Raw genomic sequence first — 20,105 nt, forward strand, 5'->3', positions numbered from 1 at the left:
ACAGTCACCCTGCGGTCAGCAAGCACCCGGCAAGCCATCTATCATGGTCGACATCCGACGATTCCCCCTCCCCCCCTTTTTTCTCAGGTTGTGCCGATGCCCTTGACCGCCACCCGCTCGCACACCCAGCCCCGTCGCTATCTCGTCACCCTGCTTTGCGGCCTGGTGCCGATGCTGTCAGGGCTGGTCATTTTGTACATGCAGGCCGAACGGACGCTGGCGCAACACACCCGACAGACCGCCGAAGAACTGGTCAGGCAGGTCGAGCTGATGCTCGACAACACCGCCTTGGCGGCCCGTGAACTATTACCCCTGGCCGGCCAGCCCTGCGAAGCGGTGAAGCTGGCCTTGCGCGATCAAGTGACGCGCCGGCCCTTTGTCCGTTCGACCAACCTTATCTGGGACGACAACCTGTACTGCAGCTCGCTGTTCGGTGCCTTCGAGGAACGCGTCAACCCGAGCGACTACCATCAAGGCAGCTTGTGGCTCATGAACGGCAACCCGGTCACGCCGGACACCGCGCTGCTGATTTACCGGCTCAACGAGGGCCATCAAGGCGCCTTGGCCACGCTTGACGGGTACCACCTGACGAACGTCTTGCGCTTGATCGGCCGCCAAACCCGGCTACGGCTGCAAGTCGGGCCGAACTGGCTGGCAGCGGACGGCAAGGTCCTGTCTGCGCCCTTGCCCGGGCTGCCGGTCGCCCAGCATGAGCTGGGGTCATCGCGCTACGCCTTCAATGTCGAAGCCGGCTTCGACGAGGGGGAAACCTGGCGCTACATGGCCAGGGAATACCCGCCGCTGTTCAGCCTGCTGATCTTCTTCGGCGTCGTGGCCGGGACCCTCGGGCACTGGCTGCAAAAACGCGCCTCCTCGCCCAGTCGTGAACTGCAACGGGCCCTGGAAGCCGGCGAGTTCGTGCCTTATCTGCAACCGGTCGTGCACAGCGACAGCAAACGCTGGGCCGGCGTCGAAGTGCTGATGCGCTGGAACCACCCCAAGGAAGGCCTCGTTCGCCCCGACCTGTTCATTCCATTCGCCGAACACAGCGGCCTGATCGTACCGATGACCCGGGCGCTGATGCAGCAAACCATGCACCTGCTGGCACCGCTTGCGCCTCACCTCGAAGCGCCGTTTCATGTCGGCATCAACATCACCGCCCGCCATTGCCAGGATCTGGCGCTGGTGGACGATTGTCGCGAATTTCTCGGCGCCTTCGCGCCGGGTACGATTGCCCTGGTACTGGAGTTGACCGAGCGCGAATTGATCGAACCTACGCCTGTTACCCGGCAATTGTTCGAGCAACTGCGGGAATTGGGCGTCAAGATCGCCCTCGACGATTTCGGCACGGGTCATTCCAGCCTGGCGTACTTGCGCCAGTTCAACGTGGACTTCTTGAAGATCGACCAGAGTTTTGTCGCGATGATCGGTGCCGATACGCTGTCACGGCACCTGCTCGACAGCATCATCGAACTGTCGGGCAAGCTGGGCCTGGACATGGTGGCCGAGGGCGTCGAAACCGTCGAGCAAAGCGACTACCTGAGCACCCATGGGGTGAACTTTCTACAGGGTTATCTATTTGGTCGACCGATTAGCGGGCAGGCGTTCATTGAGACCTTGACCGGCCTTAATGGCAGTTAACCGCCGCCGTTCTATTGACGACGATGCCCCAACAGATAAAAGCTTTTGCTGTTGTTACATAACGAAAAAGCTACGATTTACACTTTCCCGATTAACTACTACAATTTTTCTACCTGTGCCAGATAGCAGGAGAGTCATTAACACCAAGGCGCTTGGCTTATAGCTTTGTTTGCGGTTGGTATCAGCCAAATATTTTGATTGGAGTAACGATTTTGTCCAGACTCGCTGAATTTCGTGCAGCCGAAAAGGCCCTTCAAGAACAGCTCAAGCAGTTGGAATCGCTGAAGAACGATGCCGGGCTCAAGAAGGAAATCGAATTCGAGGAAAAGCTCCAGGGACTGATGAAAACCTACGGCAAGAGCCTGCGCGACATCGTCGCGATCCTCGACCCGAACCCGTCCAAGGCGAGCCTGCAATCGACCAAACCCATCAAGACCCGCCGTGCGCGAGTGGTAAAGGTTTACCAGAACCCGCACACCGGCGAGTTGATCGAGACCAAGGGCGGCAATCACCGCGGCCTCAAAGCCTGGAAAGAACAGTACGGTGCAGCAACCGTCGATTCCTGGTTGCGTGGTTGACAGTGCGTGGTTGACAGCCCCGATGATGCAAAAAAGCCCTGAATACACTCAGGGCTTTTTTATGGGCTAAACTTTTGGATTAAGCTCCGGGCGTATTACGCTGACGACGTTATAGTTTCAAACTGTTTCGCACCGACTGTATTTCATCCTGGCTTTCAACAAACACCTGCGCCTGCCCTGCATAGGACAGCACATAAGCCTTGCCCTCATTTAGTGCCGCGACGAGCGCCTGAGACAATACATGTCGTCCGTTTTGCGTGATCGTACAAGTGGTCTCCAATGCAGTTACGCCGCCCAACATGGAAGCATGAATCTTAGTGCACACACTTTGGTAACCACCCTGGAAAAAATCCTTCTGAATTGATTTGCGCATTTCCAGCAACACGCCTTGCAAGTTGACCTGGTGATCGGGCTCGACGGTGGTCGTGGTCAGTTCCATGACCATCACCGCATTGCCTGCCGAATCGCTCTTGGTCGCACGTTGTCGCAGGGGGGCCAACGCCGCCGGGGCCGATGCATCGGCGGGCAGCGATTCGACAACCCAGCCCTGGGGCCAGGCGATCTGCGGTTCGGCCGCCTGGACGCCGCCAACACTCGCAACCCAGGCAAACAGCAGGACAAACAGCGAAAGGAACGGTCGAATCATTGCGTTGGCACTCAAGGACGAATCGTAAAGTCTGAAGCCCGAAGCAGAACCAGGCAATAGCCACACGCGGTTTGGCGATGCCGCGCCCCTTGCGTATCATGGGCGCACCTGCAAGGAAGCCGTCTGACGCAAGCCCAGGAACCGTCGCGACCACGCTGCGACGCCGTTTGCCCCACTTATTTTCCGGAGGGCCCATGAGCCTGCACGAACTCAATACTTTCCCCGGCGTCACCGCACAACCTGATGCCGCCACGGCCCAGTTCGTCTTCAACCACACCATGCTGCGGGTCAAGGACATCACCCGGTCCCTGGACTTCTACACCCGCGTGCTGGGTTTCTCGCTGGTGGAGAAACGCGACTTCCCGGAAGCCGAGTTCAGCCTGTATTTCCTGGCCCTGGTGGACAAGAACCAGATCCCGGCGGACGCAGCGGCGCGGACCGAATGGATGAAGTCGATCCCTGGCATCCTGGAACTGACCCACAACCATGGCACCGAAAGCGATCCGGCCTTCGCCTACCATAACGGCAACACCGACCCACGCGGCTTCGGCCATATCTGCATCTCGGTACCGGACGTCGTCGCCGCCTGCGAGCGCTTCGAAGCACTGGGCTGCGATTTCCAGAAACGCCTGAGCGACGGCCGCATGAAAAGCCTGGCCTTCATCAAGGACCCGGATGGCTACTGGGTTGAAATCATCCAGCCTGCGCCGCTGTAAACCTCACCACCGCTCCCACATTTGATTGTCAGTGACGTGGATTTTTCGCCCCGCACAAATCCCCTGTGGGAGCGAGCCTGCTCGCGATGACGGCGGCACATTCAGCATTGATGCAGGCTGATCCACCACTATCGCGAGCAGGCTCGCTCCCACATTGGTTAGTGGTGAGTGCGTGAAATAGCCAATAAAAAACCCCATGAGCCAGGCTCATGGGGTTCTGTTTTTGCCGCTATCGCCAGCTTATGCCGGCGCAGAGGTACGGATCAGGTGGTCGAAGGCACTCAGCGAGGCCTTGGCGCCCTCGCCGACGGCAATCACGATCTGCTTGTACGGCACGGTGGTCACGTCACCGGCGGCGAACACCCCAGGGATCGAGGTTTCACCTCGGGCATCGACGATAATCTCACCCCGCGGCGACAGCTCGACGGTGCCTTTGAGCCAATCGGTGTTGGGCAACAGGCCGATCTGCACGAAGATCCCCTCCAACTCCACATCCCGCACGTCACCGCTCGGACGGTCCTTGTAGCGCAAGCCATTGACCTTCTGACCGTCTCCAGTCACTTCGGTGGTCTGGGCGTTGGTAATCACCGTCACGTTCGGCAGGCTGTGCAGTTTGCGCTGCAATACCGCGTCGGCACGCAATTGCACATCGAACTCCAGCAACGTGACGTGGGCGACGATACCGGCCAGGTCGATGGCCGCCTCGACGCCGGAGTTACCACCGCCGATCACCGCCACGCGCTTGCCTTTGAACAGCGGACCGTCGCAGTGCGGGCAGTACGCCACGCCCTTGTTGCGATACTGCTGCTCGCCCGGCACGTTCATCTCGCGCCAGCGGGCACCGGTCGCCAGGATCACGGTCTTGGCCTTGAGGCTCGCACCGCTGGCGAACTTGACTTCATGCAACCCGCCGTCATTGCCTGGCACCAGGCCGTCGGCACGTTGCAGGTTCATGATGTCCACGTCGTACTGCTTGACATGTTCTTCCAGGGCGACGGCCAGTTTCGGCCCTTCGGTTTCCTGGACCGAGATGAAGTTCTCGATGGCCATGGTGTCGAGCACCTGGCCGCCGAAACGTTCGGCCGCCACGCCCGTGCGGATGCCTTTACGGGCCGCGTAGATCGCCGCCGAAGCGCCAGCCGGGCCACCGCCGACCACCAGCACATCAAAGGCGTCCTTGGCGCTGATTTTCTCGGCCTGGCGTTCGATACCACTGGTGTCGATCTTGGCGAGAATCTCTTCCAGGCCCATGCGGCCCTGGCCGAAGTTCACACCGTTGAGGTACACACTCGGCACGGCCATGATCTGGCGTTCATCGACTTCGGCCTGGAACAGCGCACCGTCGATGGCGACGTGGCGAATGTTCGGGTTCAGCACCGCCATCAGGTTCAGCGCCTGGACCACGTCCGGGCAGTTCTGGCACGACAGCGAGAAATAGGTCTCGAAGTTGAACTCGCCCTTGAGGGCGCGGACCTGCTCGATGACATCGACACTGGCCTTCGAAGGGTGACCGCCAACTTGCAGCAAGGCCAACACCAGCGAAGTGAATTCGTGGCCCATGGGAATGCCGGCAAAACGCAGGCTGATATCGGCTCCCGGGCGATTCAACGAAAACGAAGGCTTGCGCGCATCGCTGCCGTTGTCGAGCAAAGTAATCTGGTGGGAAAGACTGGCAACGTCTTGGAGTAACGCGAGCATTTCCTGGGATTTCGCACCGTCGTCGAGGGAGGCGACGATCTCGATCGGCTGGGTGACCCGTTCCAGGTATGACTTCAACTGAGCTTTAAGATTGGCGTCCAACATACGGGCGATTTCCATTTTTTGAATTCAGAAAAAACAACGCCCGAGCGAATCTCGCCCGGGCGTTTTTTGGGGCGAAGCGGCTTACTTGATTAAGAGCGGATCGCCCTCGGATGACTCACAGACTTAGATCTTGCCGACCAGGTCCAGGGACGGAGCCAGGGTGGCCTCGCCTTCTTTCCACTTGGCTGGGCAGACTTCGCCCGGGTGAGCGGCAACGTACTGAGCGGCCTTGATCTTGCGCAGCAGCTCGGAAGCGTCACGGCCTACACCGCCGTCGTTGATTTCAACGATCTTGATCTGGCCTTGTGGGTTGATCACGAAAGTACCGCGGTCAGCCAGGCCGACTTCTTCGATCAGCACGTCGAAGTTGCGCGAGATGACGTGGGTCGGGTCGCCGATCATGGTGTATTGGATCTTGCCGATGGCTGGCGAAGTGTTGTGCCAGGCAGCATGGGCGAAGTGAGTGTCGGTGGAGACGCTGTAGATCTCGACGCCCAGCTTCTGGAACTCGGCGTAGTTGTCGGCCAGGTCTTCCAGCTCGGTTGGGCAAACGAAGGTGAAGTCAGCCGGGTAGAAGAACACGACGGACCATTTGCCTTTCAGGTTGGCGTCCGATACTTCGACGAATTCGCCGTTTTTGAAGGCGGTAGCGTTGAACGGTTTAACTTGGCTGTTGATGATAGGCATTGATGTTTCTCCGTCAGGGTTGAAAGTTGATGGAGAGGATCTTAACCACTCATCCCCAGGCTGGCTCATTGGCAAACCTGATGTGAATGATTGGTTTTGGCTATCAGCAGCTAAATAGATAGAAGAAAACTTAATATGGCGAGCAGGCCCGCTCGCCATATGTTCATCGGGTGATCAGGAGGCGACGGGCGTACGCATCGTCACGAACTCTTCGGCTGCCGTCGGGTGCACGCCGATGGTTTCGTCGAAGTCGCGCTTGGTGGCGCCGGCCTTGAGGGCAATGGCCAGCCCCTGGACGATTTCACCGGCATCCGGCCCGACCATGTGGCAACCCAGCACCTTGTCGGTCCGGGCATCCACCACCAGTTTCATCAGGGTGCGCTCCTGGCATTCGGTCAAGCTCAGTTTCATCGGCCGGAAGCGGCTTTCGAAAATCTCCACCTCATGCCCCTCCTCCCTGGCCTGCTCTTCGGTCAAGCCCACCGTGCCGATGTTCGGCAGGCTGAACACGGCGGTGGGAATCATCCGGTAATCCACCAGGCGATACTGCTCGGGCTTGAACAGACGTCGCGCCACCGCCATGCCTTCGGCCAGGGCAACGGGGGTGAGCTGGACACGACCGATCACGTCGCCAATGGCCAGGATCGACGGTTCAGCGGTCTCGTATTTTTCGTTGACCTGGACAAAGCCCTTCTCATCCAGCGTGACGCCGGTGGTTTCCAGGCCCAGGTTGTCGAGCATCGGCCGCCGACCGGTGGCGTAGAACACGCAATCGGTGAGCAACGTCTTGCCATCCTTGAGCTCGACCCTGAGGCTGCCATCGTCCAGTTTTTCGATGGACTTGATGTCAGCGTTGAATTGCAGGTCCAGGCCACGGCGGGTCAGTTCTTCTGCCAGGTGCTTGCGCACCGCACCGTCAAAGCCGCGCAGGAACAGCTCACCGCGATAGAGCAAGGACGTCTGCGCACCCATGCCGTGGAAGATCCCGGCGAACTCCACCGCAATATAGCCACCGCCCACCACGATGACGCGCTTGGGCAGTTCCTTGAGAAAGAACGCCTCGTTGGAGCTGATGGCGTGCTCGCGCCCCGGAATGTCCGGGATCACCGGCCAACCGCCCGTGGCGATCAGGATGTGCCTGGCGGTATAGCGCTGGCCGTTGATCTCGACCTCATTGGGCCCGGTCAGCCTGGCGTGACCTTCGTGCAACTCAACGCCGCTGTTGACCAGCAGGTTGCGGTAGATGCCGTTGAGGCGATTGATCTCCTGGTCCTTGTTGGCGATCAACGTGGCCCAGTCGAAACTCGCCTCGCCCGCCGTCCAGCCATAGGCCGACGCCTGCTCGAAGTCCTCGGCGTAATGCGCGCCGTAGACCAGCAGTTTTTTCGGCACGCAGCCCACGTTCACGCAGGTCCCGCCCAGGTAACGGCTTTCCGCCACGGCCACCTTGGCCCCGAAACCGGCGGCAAACCGCGCAGCCCGCACACCACCGGAACCGGCGCCAACCACATACAAGTCAAAATCGTAGGCCATTCTCTATCTCCTTCGGCAGGTCATCAGCATACCTGCTGTTTTCACCTGAGGCAGCGTTGCGATGGTTATGGGGGTGGAAAACGGAAAAGCCAGCTGGGCCGCTCAAGTTACGCCGATCCATGTGGGAGCGAGCTTGCTCGCGATGGCGGCGGCACATTCAACATGGGTGTAGGCTGGCCCACCGCTATCGCGAGCAAGCTCGCTCCCACAGTTGTTTTGGGGTGGTCTCAGGATTTTCATATCCCACAGGGTTGGCTTGTGTGATTGATGATTTGCGAGACCTTTCCCCGCGCAAAAAAAACGCCCCGAACCAGTCGGGGCGTTTTTCAAGGCGTGGCGCAGGCTATCAGTAAGCCTTGCCCGTCTTGTAGAAGTTCTCGAAGCAGAAGTTGGTCGCGTCGATGTAGCCTTCGGCGCCACCGCAGTCGAAACGCTTGCCCTTGAACTTGTAGGCCATGACGCAGCCGTTCTGGGCCTGTTTCATCAGGGCGTCGGTGATCTGGATTTCGCCGCCCTTGCCTGGCTCGGTCTGTTCGATCAGGTCGAAGATGTCCGGGGTCAGGATGTAGCGACCGATGATCGCCAGGTTCGACGGCGCGTCTTCAGGTTTTGGTTTTTCAACCATGCTGTGAACGCGGTAGATGTCGTCGCGGATCATTTCACCAGCAATCACGCCGTACTTGTTGGTTTCCTGCGGATCGACTTCCTGGATCGCCACGATGGAGCAGCGGAACTGCTTGTACAGCTTGACCATCTGGGTCAGGACGCCGTCGCCTTCGAGGTTGACGCACAAGTCGTCCGCCAGGACCACGGCGAACGGTTCGTCACCGATCAGTGGGCGACCGGTCAGGATCGCGTGGCCCAGGCCTTTCATTTCGGTCTGGCGGGTGTAGGAGAACGAGCACTCATCCAGCAGTTTGCGGATGCCGACCAGGTATTTTTCCTTGTCGGTGCCCTTGATCTGGTTTTCCAGCTCGTAGCTGATGTCGAAATGGTCTTCCAGCGCGCGTTTGCCACGGCCAGTCACGATGGAGATTTCAGTCAGGCCTGCATCGAGGGCTTCTTCAACGCCGTACTGGATCAGTGGCTTGTTCACCACCGGCAGCATTTCTTTGGGCATGGCTTTAGTCGCTGGCAGGAAGCGAGTACCGTAACCGGCTGCTGGGAACAAGCATTTCTTGATCATATAAGTCCTTGAAAAGGCGGTGTGTACGAGTTTCGGCGCAGTCTAATCAGGCGATGGGCACCTTACAATGCCCGCACTGGCCAACCGATGCCATCATAGAGAAATAAAAAACGGCGGATAGTTCAATCGCCTTTCGTTTCGATGGCTGCAGCGGACCCACTGTACGCCAGTAGGCGCTGTTTGCGAGCATTTGACGTATCATGGCGCCCTTGATCACGCCAATGAGGCAGCTAGATGTCGGCAACAAGAAACGCAAACGGTTATTCGGTCAGCCAGGGCAAGGACGGCCAGTGGTGGATTATCAACTACCACGGCGAGCAGGTCGCCGGTCCCTTGCCTAGCAAGGCCATGGCAGTGGAAGTGGCTGCGGTATTCCAGGACGAACGCGCAGCTCCGGCGGCGAAAGAACGCGACACCGCCCCCGCCCGCAGCCCCCGCCGCAAGAAATAAACCCCACGGGCCTCTAGTAAATGCCACCCGGGCATTGAACGAGGCTTGTTTAGCTGTACCGCAATGGCCATTCGCTATAACCTCGCCGTTGCCCTTCCCTTCTCGATGACGATCCCATGAAGACACTTCTGGCGCTGTTTACAGTCCTGGCCCTGGCGGGCTGTGCCTCGGCCGAAAAAACCTACCTGAACAACGGCGAGCAAGGCCTGGCCATCGACTGCTCGGGCGAGGCCAACTCCTGGGCGACGTGCTACGAAAAGGCTGACGCGTCCTGTGCCGGCACCGGCTACCGCATCGTCGGCACCGACGGCACGCCCCAGGCCAAGGAAAGCGAGAAGACCCTGGGCGTCGACGTCGGCAACTTCACCAGCCGCAGTGTCGTGGTGGTGTGCAAGTAGTCAAATGTGGATCTCGGCGAACTTGATGCCCAGCCCGCGCAAGGTTTCGATCAGTTCGTCGAGACGGGCGAAGGACTCGACTTCGTCCAGGTCATCCACCAGGAAAAAACTGCGCCCGGCGCTTTTCTTGAAGAAAACGATCCATTCGCCCGGGCTCGCCGGGTTCTGAATCACATGGGTGGCAGATATAAGACCTTCTGCATGGCGCTCGCGCACCTGCTCGCGTTTCATCAACTGACTCCATAAATGACAATGCCGCCAACGTGAACCGTGGCGGCATTTTTTGTCGAGGGGCGGCAGTTTATCCGATGCCCGGCCCGCTCGTCAGGCGCTGAGTGTGATCAACCGGAAATGCAGGCGTTGGCCGCATCCTGCACATCGCCCGGACGCACCGGTACGTTGGACAGGCTTTCGTGCAGCTTGATGCTGCTGCCACTGGAGCGCTCGTCAATGTCGAACACCGCCGCCGGCAGGGTCGACAGCTTGCCCGGGACGATCAGTCGTACGCCGTTCTTGTGCGGCTCCATTTGCAGCGAGCCACGGCTGCTGGCCAGCTTGTCGGAAACACACTTGGCATATTCGTGAGGCTTCTTTCCGGAGATGACGCTCATGGTGGGGGGCGTCTGGTTGATGTCCGATACCGATGCACATCCACTCATGGCCAATGCCAACACCCACACGCTGCGCTTCATATGATTCCTCCAATAAAGATCCTCCGACAGTGCAAACACCGTTTTGCTCCGATGCCGCACCGTTTTTTTTTCCCGCTTCCTGCGATAAATGAACAAAGCCTGGAGCGCGGGCCGGATATTAACACTCGGGGCTGATAAACTGCGCATCATTGCCCCTTGCTATCGTTTTGATTTTGTAGAAAAAGCCCTTCTGGAGGCGCCCATGAAATTCATTCACCAGCGCGAGCACCTGAACGAAGACGACATCGTCGTCATCGAATGCTCCCAAATGTGTAACATCCGTTTGATGAACGACGCCAACTTCCGCAGCTTCAAGAACGGCGGCCGGCACACGTATCACGGCGGCGCGTTCGACACCTTCCCGGCCCGGATCACTGCCCCTAGCACCGGTTTCTGGAACATCACCATCGACACCGTCAGCCACCGTGCAATCAGCGTCACGCGCAAGCCGACCCTGACCCACAAGATCAAAATCATCCGGCGCTCCAGCTCGAAACTGAGCTGAATCGCCCCTTATTCAAGACAGGCAAAACCGTGGCCCAGACGACCAAATACGTCATCAAGTACAAGCTCAACGACGAACGCCGCTTCGAATTCGCGCAACTGGAAACCGGCACAGAGGAAGAAGCCAGGGCCGCATTGCAAAAGCTGCACGGCGAAACCGACGACGTGATCAGCGACGTCAAGGTCAGCAAAGCGCTGTAACAGCTCATCAAACTGTTTTTGTGTGAGGGTCATCCCCATTGTGGGAGCAGATAATCCTCTCGCCACAGGGTGACGGGTGTGTCAGCTCAGGATAGGTGAGCGCTCGGCCGTTGACACACCGCAAGATCCGGAGTGCCAGCCGTCAAAGCACTCCCCAGACTGACCAGTCCTTTCTACCAAGGATTGTCATCATGTCCCTACCCTCGCTAATCCAATGCATACACGACCTGGACTGGCCCACCTTGGAGAACAGTCTCGACCAGGACGGCTGTGCAATCATTCGCAACCTGCTGCCGGCAACGCAATGCCGGCTGCTGAGTGGTCTGTACGCCGAGCCCGGGCTTTTTCGTTCGCGGGTGATCATGGCCCGCCATGGGTTCGGGCGCGGCGAGTATCAGTATTTTCGCTATCCGTTACCGGAGCTCATCCAACAGTTGCGTCAGTCGTTGTACCCAATGCTAGTGCCGCTGGCGAACCGCTGGAATGAATGCATGGGCCTGGAGGTACGCTACCCCCCCACACACGCCGATTTCATCCATCGCTGCCACGCCGCCGGGCAACAGCGGCCTACGCCGTTGTTGCTGCAATACGGTCCGCAGGACTACAACTGTCTGCACCAGGATCTGTATGGCGAGCAGGTGTTCCCGTTGCAGGTCGCCATCCTGCTGTCGGAGCCGGGCCGGGATTTTACCGGCGGCGAGTTTGTCCTCACCGAACAGCGCCCACGTATGCAATCGCGGCCCCAGGTCATCGATCTGAAACAGGGCGATGCCGTGGTGTTTGCCGTGCACCAGCGGCCCGTCAAAGGCGTTCGCGGGTATTATCGGGTGAACATGCGCCATGGCGTCAGCTGCGTGCACAGCGGCAGGCGGCACACCTTGGGAATCATTTTTCATGATGCGCAGTAATGACACACCGCTCACATTGGACCTGTTCGCCGACCAGGCGCCCACCCCGCCAGGCCAGGTCGAGCAGATCGGCGAGCAAGCGTACGTGCTGCGCGGGTTCGCCCTGCCCTGGCTCGAGCGCTTGCTACCGGCGCTGGACAGCGTCTTGCAGGCGGCGCCGTTCCGGCAGATGGTCACGCCCGGTGGTTTTACCATGTCGGTGGCCTTGAGCAGTTGCGGTGCGCTGGGCTGGACCACCGACCGCAGCGGCTATCGCTACACCGCCCATGACCCGCAGACCGGCCACCCCTGGCCCGACATGCCGGCGGTGTTTCGCGAACTGGCCCAGGCCGCCGCCCAACAGGCGCACTTCGAGCATTTCGAGCCCGACGCCTGCCTGATCAACCGCTATGTGTCCGGCGCGCGGATGTCGCTGCACCAGGACAAGAACGAGCGCTCCTTCGCCGCGCCCATCGTCTCGATGTCCTTGGGCCTGCCGGCGGTGTTCCAATTCGGCGGCTTCGAGCGCAGCGACAAAAGCCTGCGCATTCCGTTGTTCCATGGCGACATCGTGGTCTGGGGTGGCGTGGACCGCTTGCGTTACCACGGCGTATTGCCGCTCAAGGAAGGCCAGCACCCGCGCCTTGGCGCCCAGCGGATCAACCTGACGTTTCGCACCGCCGGATGAAGGTGCAGAATTCAACCGCAAGACCCGGAGTGTCGTCACCTCGCAGGCTCACTACTGTAGGCAAAACGGGCCAATGGAATAACGACCATGAACAGCACTTCGAACAATCTCGCCCCTGAACTGGATCCTCGCTGGGCCGCCGTGCTCGCCCGCGATCCACGCGCCGACGGCACCTTCGTCTATGGCGTGAAAACCACCGGCATCTATTGCCACCCCAGCAGCCTGTCGCGCTTGCCCAACCCGCGCAACGTCGAATTCTTCGACACGCCGGAACAGGCCCAGGCAGCCGGTTATCGGCCCAGCAAGCGCGTGGCCCGGGACCAGACCCAGATCGCCGCCCAACAAGCGGCACGGGTTGCCGCCGCCTGCCGGCAGATCGAAGCGGCCGAGGAACTGCCAGGCCTGAATGAGCTGGCAGAAAGCGCGGGCTTGAGCCCCTTCCATTTTCATCGGGTCTTCAAGGCGGTCACCGGCCTGACCCCCAAGGGTTATGCCGCCGCCCACCGCTCACGCAAGGTACGCGAACGCCTGGCCGATGGCGGCACGATCACCGAGGCGCTGTACGACGCCGGTTTCAACTCCAACAGCCGCTTTTATGAAGCTGCCGACAAGGTGTTGGGCATGAAACCCGCCGACTACCGCGCCGCCGGACAGAACACCGACATCCGTTTCGCCGTCGGCCAATGCTCCCTCGGGGCTATCCTGGTGGCGCAAAGCGAGCGTGGCGTGTGCGCGATCCTGCTGGGGGACGACCCGGAGGCGTTGGTGCGCGACCTGCAAGACAAATTCCGCCGGGCCAATCTCATTGGTGCTGACCGCGAGTTCGAACAGTTGATCGCCCAAGTGGTTGGCTTCATCGAAGCACCGGCCCTGGGTCTGGACCTGCCCCTGGACCTGCGCGGCACCGCCTTCCAGGAACGGGTCTGGCAAGCCCTGCGGGACATTCCCGCAGGCAGCACCGCCAGCTACGCCGAGATCGCCCAGCGCATCGGCATGCCCAAGGCCGTGCGCGCCGTGGCCCAGGCCTGCGGCGCCAACAGCCTGGCGGTGGCGATTCCTTGCCACCGGGTGGTACGCAGCGACGGCAACCTCTCGGGCTATCGCTGGGGCGTGGAGCGCAAGCGTCAGTTGCTGGCGCTGGAACGCTCGTCCGGGGATTGAACGCCGATGTAGATCGCTACGGAATCGGGGCTGCTGTAGACCTCGAAATCGGTGGTGAAACGGCGCACGGCTTGCGGGTTGTCGGCGAAGTAGGCCCAGATCAGGCCCCAAGTCTGGATCACGCAGTCGGGCATCGGCCCCTTGGCCGCAAACACCAGGTAATCCCCGCCCTCGATGTCCACGGCGGGATAGCCGGCGCTGGTCGCATCCACCTGTACGCCAGCGGTCACATCGAAGTGGCCGGTGGCGTCGGACTCGTAATTGGAATACACCCCGTAGACGAACGACTCCGACTGCCGGGCCGGAATCGTGTCGAACAGCCCTTCGTTGAAGAACTGCTGCCACATCGGGCCGATCCTCGCCGTGTCGGGCTGCTGCTCGTCGGTGTTACGGGTACGCACCTGCAAACCGGCCACGGTGAAGGGTTCGACGGTCTTGAGTTTCACGTCCATGGGTTGGGCTCCTTGATGTATGAAGCCCGCATGGTAACCCTCACGGCGTCGGGATCAAGCGGCGAGCGCGGGATTGAAAAACTCGACTGGCCCTCGCCGGCCCACACCTGCTAAAAACGCTGTTTCCTTCTGCCCTCGGAGACCCCGCACATGAGCCAGTGGCCAGACACCCGCATTCTTGACCTGCTCGGTATCGAGCTGCCCATCATCCAGGGGCCACTGGCCGGGGTGACCGGGCCGGCCATGGTGGTCGCGACGTGCAATGCCGGCGGGCTGGGTTCGATGCCGGCGGCGATGCTCGATGTCGAGCAACTGCGCCAGGCGCTGACGACCATCGGCGAACAGACCGACAAGCCATTCAATGTGAATTTTTTCTGTCACCAGCCACCGGCCTTCGACGAACAGCGGGCCGCGGCCTGGAAGCAACGGCTCAAGCCGTATTACCAGGAACTGGGCGTCGACTTCGACGCGCCAACCCCGGTGTCCAACCGCACGCCGTTCGATGATGCCGCCTGCCGGGTGCTGGAAGAGATGCGTCCGAAAGTGGTCAGCTTCCATTTCGGCCTGCCGGAAAAATCCTTGCTCGATCGAGTGAAGGCCACTGGCGCGAAAATCCTTTCCTCGGCCACCACCGTCGAGGAAGCCATCTGGCTGGAACAGCACGGGTGCGACGCGATCATTGCCATGGGCTATGAAGCCGGAGGTCATCGCGGGATGTTCCTCAGCGACGACCTCGACACCCAAGTCGGGCTGTTTGCCTTGCTGCCGCAGGTAGTGGATGCGGTGAAGGTGCCGGTGATCGCTGCTGGCGGCATTGGCGATGCGCGGGGGATCGTCGCGGCATTCGCCCTGGGTGCTTCGGCGGTGCAATTGGGCAGCGCCTACCTGTTCACGCCCGAGGCGAAGATCAGCGCTTCCCATCACCGCGCCTTGCGCACGGCCAAGGAAAGCCAGACCGCTGTCACCAACCTGTTCACCGGTCGCCCGGCCCGAGGCATCGTCAACCGGGTGATGCGCGAAGTGGGCCCGATGAGCCCGCTGGCCCCGGCATTTCCCCTGGCGGGCGGCGCGTTGATGCCATTGCGCGCCAAGGACGAAGCAGACTTCAGCAACCTCTGGGCCGGCCAGGCCTTCCCCCTGGGCCGCGAACTGTCAACGGCTGAACTGACGCGGGGCTTGGCTGAAGAGGCATTGGCTCGACTCCACAGGGCGAATGCCTGATCGAACGCCATCGCGAGCAAGCTTGGCTCCCACACCCTTGCACCTCACTCCCCAGGCAAAATGCCGCGTTCCGTTTGTCGGTCATTCGCTATATATTCTGGTATATAGCGAATCTGCCCCTACGGAATCTTACCTATGCGCCCCACCCGCTTCGCGCCGTTGCTGCTGACCACGCTCTTCACCGTTGGCGCCGTCCAGGCCGCGGAGGTGCAGGTGGCGGTCGCTTCCAATTTCACCGCGCCGATCCAGGCCATCGCCGCCGACTTCGAAAAAGACACCGGGCATAAACTGATAACGGCTTACGGCGCCACCGGGCAGTTCTATACGCAGATCAAGAACGGCGCGCCATTCGAAGTCTTCCTCGCCGCCGACGACACCACCCCGGCCCGGCTCGAAAGCGAAGGCGACACCGTCAAGGGCTCGCGCTTCACCTACGCGGTCGGCACCCTGGCGCTGTGGTCGGCCAAAGAGGGTTATGTCGATGGCACGGGGCAGGTCCTCAAGCGCAACGACTTCCGGCACCTGTCCATCGCCAACCCGAAAGCCGCGCCCTACGGCCTGGCTGCGACCCAGGTGCTGGACAAGCTCGGCTTGACCGCCCAGGTGAAAAGCAAGCTCGTCGAAGGCCAGAACATCACCCAGGCCTATCAATTCGTCTCCACCGGTAACGCCGAACTCGGCTTCGTCGCCTTGTCCCAGGTGTACAAGGACGGCAAAGTGACGGGCGGCTCGGCGTGGATCGTCCCGGCTGAACTGCACGACCCGATCAAACAGGACGCGGTGATCCTCAACAAGGGTCGGGACAACCCCGCTGCCGTGGCCCTGGTGGATTACCTCAAGGGCCCGAAAGCCGCCGCCATCATCCAAACCTACGGTTACCAACGCTAAATGCCACTGACCAGCGCCGACTATGCCGCCATCTGGCTGACCCTGAAACTGGCGTCATTGACCACGGTGATCCTGTTGCTCATCGGCACGCCCATCGCGTTGTGGCTGTCGCGCACCCGCTCCTGGCTGCGCGGGCCGGTGGGTGCGGTGGTCGCGTTGCCGTTGGTGCTGCCACCCACGGTGATCGGCTTCTACCTGTTGCTGGCGTTGGGGCCGAACGGCTGGATCGGCCAGTTCACCCAAGCCCTCGGGTTGGGCACCCTCACCTTCAGCTTCACCGGGCTGGTGATCGGCTCGGTGATCTATTCCATGCCGTTTGTGGTGCAGCCGTTGCAGAACGCCTTTGCCGCCATCGGCAGTCGACCGCTGGAAGTCGCCGCCACCCTGCGGGCCGGGCCCTGGGATACGTTTTTCAGCGTCATCCTGCCCCTGGCCCGCCCCGGTTTTATCACTGCGGCGATTCTCGGCTTTGCCCACACCGTCGGCGAATTCGGCGTGGTGCTGATGATCGGCGGCAACATTCCGGAGAAAACCCGGGTAGTGTCGGTGCAGATCTACGACCATGTCGAAGCCTTGGAATACGCCCAGGCCCATTGGCTGGCCGCGGCGATGCTGGTGTTTTCATTCCTGGTGTTGCTGGCGCTGTATTCCAGCCGCCGAACCCGTGCCGGTTGGAGCTGATCGATGATTCACGCGCGTTTTCAGCTCGACCACGGGGCTTTTTCCCTGGACCTGGATGTGCAATTGCCCGGCCGTGGCGTGACCGCCCTGTATGGGCCTTCCGGTTCCGGCAAAACCACCTGCCTGCGCTGCATTGCCGGGTTGGAGCGGCCGACCCGGGGTTTTATCGAGGTCAACGGCCAAGTCTGGCAAGACAGTGAGCACGGCGTGTTCGTGCCGCCCCATAAACGGTCGGTGGGGTATGTGTTCCAGGAGGCGAGCCTGTTCGCCCATCTGTCGGTACGGGCCAACCTGGCGTTCGGCCTCAAGCGCATTGCGCCGGCACAACGGCGAGTGGACATGGACCAGGCGACCGAGCTGCTGGGCATCGGGCACTTGCTCGATCGGCAGCCACACAACCTGTCTGGCGGCGAACGCCAACGGGTGGGCATCGCCCGCGCCTTGCTCACCAGCCCGCAACTGCTGCTGATGGATGAGCCGCTGGCGGCCCTCGATAGCCAACGCAAAAACGAAATCCTGCCATACCTGCAACGGCTCCACGATGAACTGGACATCCCGGTGCTGTATGTCAGCCATTCCCAGGACGAAGTGGCGCGCCTGGCCGACCACATCGTGCTGCTCGACAGCGGCCGCGCGCTGGCCAGTGGGCCGATCGGCGAGACCCTGGCCCGGCTCGACCTGCCCTTGGCCCTGGGGGATGACGCTGGAGTGGTGATCGAGGGCAAGGTCAGCGGTTATGACCCGGCTTATCAATTGCTGACCCTGAATCTGCCCGACAGCCAACTGAACGTACGCGTGGCCCACACCTCCCTGGCCCTCGGCCAGCCGCTGCGTTTCAAGGTCCAGGCCCGGGACGTCAGCCTCAGCCTGGCGAACGATGCCCAGACCAGCATCCTCAACCGCCTGCCAGTCACCGTGGTCAGCGAACAGGCCGCCGACAACGCCGCCCATGTGCTGATCCGCCTGGAAGCCGCCGGCACCCCGCTGCTGGCGCGCATCACCCGCTACTCCCGCGATCAGCTCAAGCTGCATCCGGGGCAGGTGTTGTGGGCGCAGATCAAGGCGGTGGCGGTGTTGGCGTAGGGTCCATACCAGCGGATCACACTGTGGGAGCTGTGGGAACAAACCTGTGGGAGCAAGGCTTGCCCGCGATGCAAGCACCTCGGTGTAGCTGATAGACCGAGGCGATGCTATCGCGGGCAAGCCTTGCTCCCACAGGTTTGCTTCTGCTGGTTTGCTTCTGCTGGTTTGCTCCCACAGGTTTTGCAGCAACATCAGAATCTTGGCACGACCCGAACAGCCTGCGGTCAATGAATTCACAGGCCACCGGATTCGTTGCCAAGGACTCTTCTCATGCCCGACACCCTGCCGCCGGATGCACTGCCGGCCGACCTGCATTATGTCGATGACACGGCCCCGGGCATCACCCGTAAAAAGCGGCGGGGCCAATTCTGTTATTTCGACCCGCAGGGCCAGCGCATCACCGACGCGGCCGAGATCCAGCGCATCAATGCCCTGGCGGTCCCGCCGGCCTACACCGATGTCTGGATCTGCACCGACCCGCGCGGCCATCTCCAGGCCACCGGGCGCGATGCCCGCGGGCGCAAGCAGTACCGCTACCATGCGCGCTGGCGTGAGGTTCGCGATGCGGACAAGTATTCGCGGATGCTGGAATTCGGACGGGCCCTGCCGCGCTTGCGCAAACGCCTGGAGGAAATCCTCGCCACGCCAGGGTTCAGCCGCGACAAAGTCATGGCCACCGTCATCACCCTGCTGGACGTGACCCTGATCCGCGTCGGCAACAGCCAATACGCCCGGGACAATCGCTCCTACGGCCTGACGACCCTGCGCGACAAACATGTCGAGGTCAACGGCAGCGCCATCGCCTTCCAGTTCCGCGGCAAGAGCGGCATCGAGCACCAGATCACCGTGAAAGACCGGCGCCTGGCGCGGATCATCAAGCGCTGCCAGGACATCCCCGGGCAGAACCTGTTCCAGTACCTGGACGAAGATGGCGAGCGCCACGCCATCAGCTCTTCGGACATCAACGCCTACCTCAAGACCCTCACCGGCGCCGACTTCACCGCCAAGGACTACCGCACCTGGGCCGGCAGCGCAGCCGCTCTGGCCGGGTTGCGGACGCTGCGTTGGGAAACCGAGACCGAAGCCAAAAGACACGTCGCCGAGATGGTCAGGCACGTCGCCCGCCAGCTGGGCAACACGCCCACCGTCTGTCGTAAATGCTACATCCACCCTGCGGTGGTGGAAGGCTTCCTGCTCGGGGCCCTGACCCAGTTGCCCAAACCCCGGGCACGCAAAGGCCTCAGCGAAGAAGAAGCCGGACTGACGCTATTCTTGCAGCGCATGACACAAGCCGCCGAGGCGTGCGAACAGGAGCAATCGGTTTAACGCGATTCACCCGCAGCGAGCCAGGAAGGCGGAACATCCGCAGAGCACCGGACTCCCAACTTTACGGCACGACCACTGCGCAGGTTTTCAAAAGGGTGAAATCGACAGGAGTTTCAGATGTCCGAACACATTGTCCATTTTCATTGCCAGATCGTTCAGGGCACCACGGAACGCTTTCGCGACAACTGCCTGGAAGCCATTGAGAAAGGCGCCGACTCGCTGATGCTCAATCTCTCCACCGTCGGTGGCAGTACCAACTTCGGTTTCACGCTCTACACCTTCATCAAGTCCCTTCCGGTACCGGTGCGTGCAGTGAACGCCGGCAACATCGAGTCCATGGGCATCGTCATGTACCTGGCCGCCAGCGACCGCACCACCACCCCGCATTCGCGTTTTCTGATCCACCCGATGAACTGGTACTTCGGCCAGAAATCCGTGGACCATTCACGCTTGCGCGAGTACCTGTCCAGCCTGGACAACGATGTGGCACGCTACGTGGAAATCTACGTCAAGGAAACTGCCGGCGCGGCCACCCAACTGGATATCTTCAAGTGCCTGTGCGCCGAAGAGCGAGTGATTCCAGCGGAAAACTCCCTGGCTTTCGGCATTGCCCATCGGGTCGAGCAAGTGGTTTTCCCAGCGGATGCCAAGCATTGGAAAGTCAGCGGTGGCGAGGATTAGAA

24 protein-coding genes are annotated in these 20,105 nt (G+C 61.0%); 16 read left to right on the forward strand and 8 right to left on the reverse strand.

Annotated features, from left to right (window positions below; genetic code table 11):
• Nucleotides 1–96 precede the first annotated feature (96 nt).
• Together HU749_RS18275 and HU749_RS18280 are read left to right on the forward strand one after the other, a co-directional pair.
• Nucleotides 97–1,641 (forward strand): EAL domain-containing protein, encoded by a 1,545-nt coding sequence (locus HU749_RS18275; RefSeq protein WP_095963483.1) that lies wholly within the window; start codon nucleotides 97–99, stop codon nucleotides 1,639–1,641.
• Nucleotides 1,642–1,853: 212 nt separating this feature from the next.
• On the forward strand, nucleotides 1,854–2,219 hold the full coding sequence (locus HU749_RS18280; protein WP_003202992.1) for a histone-like nucleoid-structuring protein, MvaT/MvaU family: 366 nt from the start codon (nucleotides 1,854–1,856) through the stop codon (nucleotides 2,217–2,219).
• 109 nt (nucleotides 2,220–2,328) lie between these two features.
• Here HU749_RS18280 and HU749_RS18285 read toward each other — a convergent pair whose 3' ends face one another.
• Entirely contained in the window at nucleotides 2,329–2,865 is a 537-nt protein-coding gene (locus tag HU749_RS18285) for a DUF4946 domain-containing protein (protein ID WP_079302368.1), read from the reverse strand.
• 194 nt (nucleotides 2,866–3,059) lie between these two features.
• Here HU749_RS18285 and gloA point away from each other — a divergent pair, with 194 nt between their 5' ends.
• Nucleotides 3,060–3,581 (forward strand): lactoylglutathione lyase, encoded by a 522-nt coding sequence (gene gloA / locus HU749_RS18290; protein WP_079302369.1) that lies wholly within the window; start codon nucleotides 3,060–3,062, stop codon nucleotides 3,579–3,581.
• A gap of 240 nt (nucleotides 3,582–3,821) precedes the next feature.
• Here gloA and ahpF read toward each other — a convergent pair whose 3' ends face one another.
• The 4 genes from ahpF to galU form a co-directional block, all read right to left on the reverse strand.
• On the reverse strand, nucleotides 3,822–5,384 hold the full coding sequence (gene ahpF / locus HU749_RS18295) for an alkyl hydroperoxide reductase subunit F (RefSeq protein ID WP_095963484.1): 1,563 nt from the start codon (nucleotides 5,382–5,384) through the stop codon (nucleotides 3,822–3,824).
• Between the two features lie 123 nt (nucleotides 5,385–5,507).
• Nucleotides 5,508–6,071, reverse strand: coding sequence for an alkyl hydroperoxide reductase subunit C (gene ahpC / locus HU749_RS18300; RefSeq protein ID WP_014337814.1), 564 nt, complete (start codon nucleotides 6,069–6,071; stop codon nucleotides 5,508–5,510).
• 174 nt (nucleotides 6,072–6,245) lie between these two features.
• Complete coding sequence (gene gorA, locus HU749_RS18305) at nucleotides 6,246–7,604, reverse strand: glutathione-disulfide reductase (protein ID WP_079302371.1); 1,359 nt, start codon at nucleotides 7,602–7,604, stop codon at nucleotides 6,246–6,248.
• A 346-nt stretch (nucleotides 7,605–7,950) separates the two neighbouring features.
• Nucleotides 7,951–8,790 (reverse strand): UTP--glucose-1-phosphate uridylyltransferase GalU, encoded by an 840-nt coding sequence (galU, locus tag HU749_RS18310; protein WP_003182953.1) that lies wholly within the window; start codon nucleotides 8,788–8,790, stop codon nucleotides 7,951–7,953.
• 234 nt (nucleotides 8,791–9,024) lie between these two features.
• On the opposite strand from galU, the gene HU749_RS18315 reads away from it, so the two are divergent.
• Both HU749_RS18315 and HU749_RS18320 read left to right on the forward strand, forming a co-directional pair.
• Nucleotides 9,025–9,240, forward strand: coding sequence for a hypothetical protein (locus HU749_RS18315; protein WP_018605984.1), 216 nt, complete (start codon nucleotides 9,025–9,027; stop codon nucleotides 9,238–9,240).
• Nucleotides 9,241–9,356: 116 nt separating this feature from the next.
• Nucleotides 9,357–9,638 carry a hypothetical protein gene (locus HU749_RS18320; RefSeq protein ID WP_014337812.1) on the forward strand — a complete coding sequence of 94 codons (282 nt, stop codon included), beginning with the start codon at nucleotides 9,357–9,359 and terminating at the stop codon, nucleotides 9,636–9,638.
• On the opposite strand, the gene HU749_RS18325 is transcribed toward HU749_RS18320, so the two are convergent.
• Both HU749_RS18325 and HU749_RS18330 read right to left on the reverse strand, forming a co-directional pair.
• Nucleotides 9,639–9,869 (reverse strand): hypothetical protein, encoded by a 231-nt coding sequence (locus HU749_RS18325; RefSeq protein ID WP_079302372.1) that lies wholly within the window; start codon nucleotides 9,867–9,869, stop codon nucleotides 9,639–9,641.
• Between the two features lie 110 nt (nucleotides 9,870–9,979).
• Nucleotides 9,980–10,330 (reverse strand): hypothetical protein, encoded by a 351-nt coding sequence (locus tag HU749_RS18330; protein ID WP_018605987.1) that lies wholly within the window; start codon nucleotides 10,328–10,330, stop codon nucleotides 9,980–9,982.
• Nucleotides 10,331–10,532: 202 nt separating this feature from the next.
• Here HU749_RS18330 and HU749_RS18335 point away from each other — a divergent pair, with 202 nt between their 5' ends.
• The 5 genes from HU749_RS18335 (at nucleotide 10,533) to ada (ending at nucleotide 13,771) form a co-directional block, all read left to right on the forward strand.
• A complete protein-coding gene (locus tag HU749_RS18335) occupies nucleotides 10,533–10,835 on the forward strand; it encodes a DUF1883 domain-containing protein (protein ID WP_014337810.1) in 303 nt (100 codons plus the stop codon).
• A gap of 29 nt (nucleotides 10,836–10,864) precedes the next feature.
• A complete protein-coding gene (locus tag HU749_RS18340; RefSeq protein ID WP_014337809.1) occupies nucleotides 10,865–11,035 on the forward strand; it encodes a hypothetical protein in 171 nt (56 codons plus the stop codon).
• 191 nt (nucleotides 11,036–11,226) lie between these two features.
• Complete coding sequence (locus tag HU749_RS18345) at nucleotides 11,227–11,943, forward strand: 2OG-Fe(II) oxygenase (protein WP_186649941.1); 717 nt, start codon at nucleotides 11,227–11,229, stop codon at nucleotides 11,941–11,943.
• A complete protein-coding gene (gene alkB, locus HU749_RS18350; protein ID WP_095963548.1) occupies nucleotides 11,930–12,610 on the forward strand; it encodes a DNA oxidative demethylase AlkB in 681 nt (226 codons plus the stop codon). The genes HU749_RS18345 and alkB overlap by 14 nt, the downstream gene beginning before the upstream one ends.
• Nucleotides 12,611–12,697: 87 nt before the next feature.
• Entirely contained in the window at nucleotides 12,698–13,771 is a 1,074-nt protein-coding gene (gene ada / locus HU749_RS18355; RefSeq protein ID WP_095963547.1) for a bifunctional DNA-binding transcriptional regulator/O6-methylguanine-DNA methyltransferase Ada, read from the forward strand.
• Here the strand turns inward: ada and HU749_RS18360 are convergent.
• Complete coding sequence (locus HU749_RS18360; RefSeq protein ID WP_079302374.1) at nucleotides 13,735–14,223, reverse strand: GyrI-like domain-containing protein; 489 nt, start codon at nucleotides 14,221–14,223, stop codon at nucleotides 13,735–13,737. The two genes, ada and HU749_RS18360, sit on opposite strands and share 37 nt — an antisense overlap.
• 150 nt (nucleotides 14,224–14,373) lie before the next feature.
• Here HU749_RS18360 and HU749_RS18365 point away from each other — a divergent pair, with 150 nt between their 5' ends.
• From HU749_RS18365 to HU749_RS18390, 6 genes are all read left to right on the forward strand, one after another.
• Nucleotides 14,374–15,444 (forward strand): NAD(P)H-dependent flavin oxidoreductase, encoded by a 1,071-nt coding sequence (locus tag HU749_RS18365; RefSeq protein ID WP_079302375.1) that lies wholly within the window; start codon nucleotides 14,374–14,376, stop codon nucleotides 15,442–15,444.
• Between the two features lie 135 nt (nucleotides 15,445–15,579).
• Complete coding sequence (gene modA, locus HU749_RS18370; protein WP_095963546.1) at nucleotides 15,580–16,332, forward strand: molybdate ABC transporter substrate-binding protein; 753 nt, start codon at nucleotides 15,580–15,582, stop codon at nucleotides 16,330–16,332.
• On the forward strand, nucleotides 16,333–17,013 hold the full coding sequence (gene modB / locus HU749_RS18375; protein ID WP_014337803.1) for a molybdate ABC transporter permease subunit: 681 nt from the start codon (nucleotides 16,333–16,335) through the stop codon (nucleotides 17,011–17,013).
• Nucleotides 17,014–17,016: 3 nt separating this feature from the next.
• Complete coding sequence (modC, locus tag HU749_RS18380) at nucleotides 17,017–18,096, forward strand: molybdenum ABC transporter ATP-binding protein (RefSeq protein ID WP_095963545.1); 1,080 nt, start codon at nucleotides 17,017–17,019, stop codon at nucleotides 18,094–18,096.
• A gap of 270 nt (nucleotides 18,097–18,366) precedes the next feature.
• Nucleotides 18,367–19,422 (forward strand): DNA topoisomerase IB, encoded by a 1,056-nt coding sequence (locus HU749_RS18385; protein ID WP_095963544.1) that lies wholly within the window; start codon nucleotides 18,367–18,369, stop codon nucleotides 19,420–19,422.
• A gap of 117 nt (nucleotides 19,423–19,539) precedes the next feature.
• The gene (locus HU749_RS18390; RefSeq protein WP_186649940.1) at nucleotides 19,540–20,103 is read left to right on the forward strand and encodes an ATP-dependent Clp protease proteolytic subunit; all 564 of its coding nucleotides are present in this window, start codon (nucleotides 19,540–19,542) and stop codon (nucleotides 20,101–20,103) included.
• Nucleotides 20,104–20,105 lie beyond the last annotated feature (2 nt).

The sequence above is a fragment of the Pseudomonas ogarae genome (genome assembly GCF_014268695.2).
Taxonomy (GTDB): domain Bacteria; phylum Pseudomonadota; class Gammaproteobacteria; order Pseudomonadales; family Pseudomonadaceae; genus Aquipseudomonas; species Aquipseudomonas kilonensis.

What these genes read in the sequence shown, in the direction of transcription:
- HU749_RS18275 (WP_095963483.1), top strand. Translation starts at nt 97, where the DNA reads ATGCCCTTGACCGCCACCCGCTCGCACACCCAGCCCCGTCGCTATCTC.
- HU749_RS18285 (WP_079302368.1), bottom strand. Translation starts at nt 2,865, where the DNA reads ATGATTCGACCGTTCCTTTCGCTGTTTGTCCTGCTGTTTGCCTGGGTT.
- gloA (WP_079302369.1), top strand. Translation starts at nt 3,060, where the DNA reads ATGAGCCTGCACGAACTCAATACTTTCCCCGGCGTCACCGCACAACCT.
- ahpF (WP_095963484.1), bottom strand. Translation starts at nt 5,384, where the DNA reads ATGTTGGACGCCAATCTTAAAGCTCAGTTGAAGTCATACCTGGAACGG.
- ahpC (WP_014337814.1), bottom strand. Translation starts at nt 6,071, where the DNA reads ATGCCTATCATCAACAGCCAAGTTAAACCGTTCAACGCTACCGCCTTC.
- gorA (WP_079302371.1), bottom strand. Translation starts at nt 7,604, where the DNA reads ATGGCCTACGATTTTGACTTGTATGTGGTTGGCGCCGGTTCCGGTGGT.
- galU (WP_003182953.1), bottom strand. Translation starts at nt 8,790, where the DNA reads ATGATCAAGAAATGCTTGTTCCCAGCAGCCGGTTACGGTACTCGCTTC.
- HU749_RS18315 (WP_018605984.1), top strand. Translation starts at nt 9,025, where the DNA reads ATGTCGGCAACAAGAAACGCAAACGGTTATTCGGTCAGCCAGGGCAAG.
- HU749_RS18320 (WP_014337812.1), top strand. Translation starts at nt 9,357, where the DNA reads ATGAAGACACTTCTGGCGCTGTTTACAGTCCTGGCCCTGGCGGGCTGT.
- HU749_RS18325 (WP_079302372.1), bottom strand. Translation starts at nt 9,869, where the DNA reads ATGAAACGCGAGCAGGTGCGCGAGCGCCATGCAGAAGGTCTTATATCT.
- HU749_RS18330 (WP_018605987.1), bottom strand. Translation starts at nt 10,330, where the DNA reads ATGAAGCGCAGCGTGTGGGTGTTGGCATTGGCCATGAGTGGATGTGCA.
- HU749_RS18335 (WP_014337810.1), top strand. Translation starts at nt 10,533, where the DNA reads ATGAAATTCATTCACCAGCGCGAGCACCTGAACGAAGACGACATCGTC.
- HU749_RS18345 (WP_186649941.1), top strand. Translation starts at nt 11,227, where the DNA reads ATGTCCCTACCCTCGCTAATCCAATGCATACACGACCTGGACTGGCCC.
- alkB (WP_095963548.1), top strand. Translation starts at nt 11,930, where the DNA reads ATGATGCGCAGTAATGACACACCGCTCACATTGGACCTGTTCGCCGAC.
- ada (WP_095963547.1), top strand. Translation starts at nt 12,698, where the DNA reads ATGAACAGCACTTCGAACAATCTCGCCCCTGAACTGGATCCTCGCTGG.
- HU749_RS18360 (WP_079302374.1), bottom strand. Translation starts at nt 14,223, where the DNA reads ATGGACGTGAAACTCAAGACCGTCGAACCCTTCACCGTGGCCGGTTTG.
- HU749_RS18365 (WP_079302375.1), top strand. Translation starts at nt 14,374, where the DNA reads ATGAGCCAGTGGCCAGACACCCGCATTCTTGACCTGCTCGGTATCGAG.
- modA (WP_095963546.1), top strand. Translation starts at nt 15,580, where the DNA reads ATGCGCCCCACCCGCTTCGCGCCGTTGCTGCTGACCACGCTCTTCACC.
- modB (WP_014337803.1), top strand. Translation starts at nt 16,333, where the DNA reads ATGCCACTGACCAGCGCCGACTATGCCGCCATCTGGCTGACCCTGAAA.
- modC (WP_095963545.1), top strand. Translation starts at nt 17,017, where the DNA reads ATGATTCACGCGCGTTTTCAGCTCGACCACGGGGCTTTTTCCCTGGAC.
- HU749_RS18385 (WP_095963544.1), top strand. Translation starts at nt 18,367, where the DNA reads ATGCCCGACACCCTGCCGCCGGATGCACTGCCGGCCGACCTGCATTAT.
- HU749_RS18390 (WP_186649940.1), top strand. Translation starts at nt 19,540, where the DNA reads ATGTCCGAACACATTGTCCATTTTCATTGCCAGATCGTTCAGGGCACC.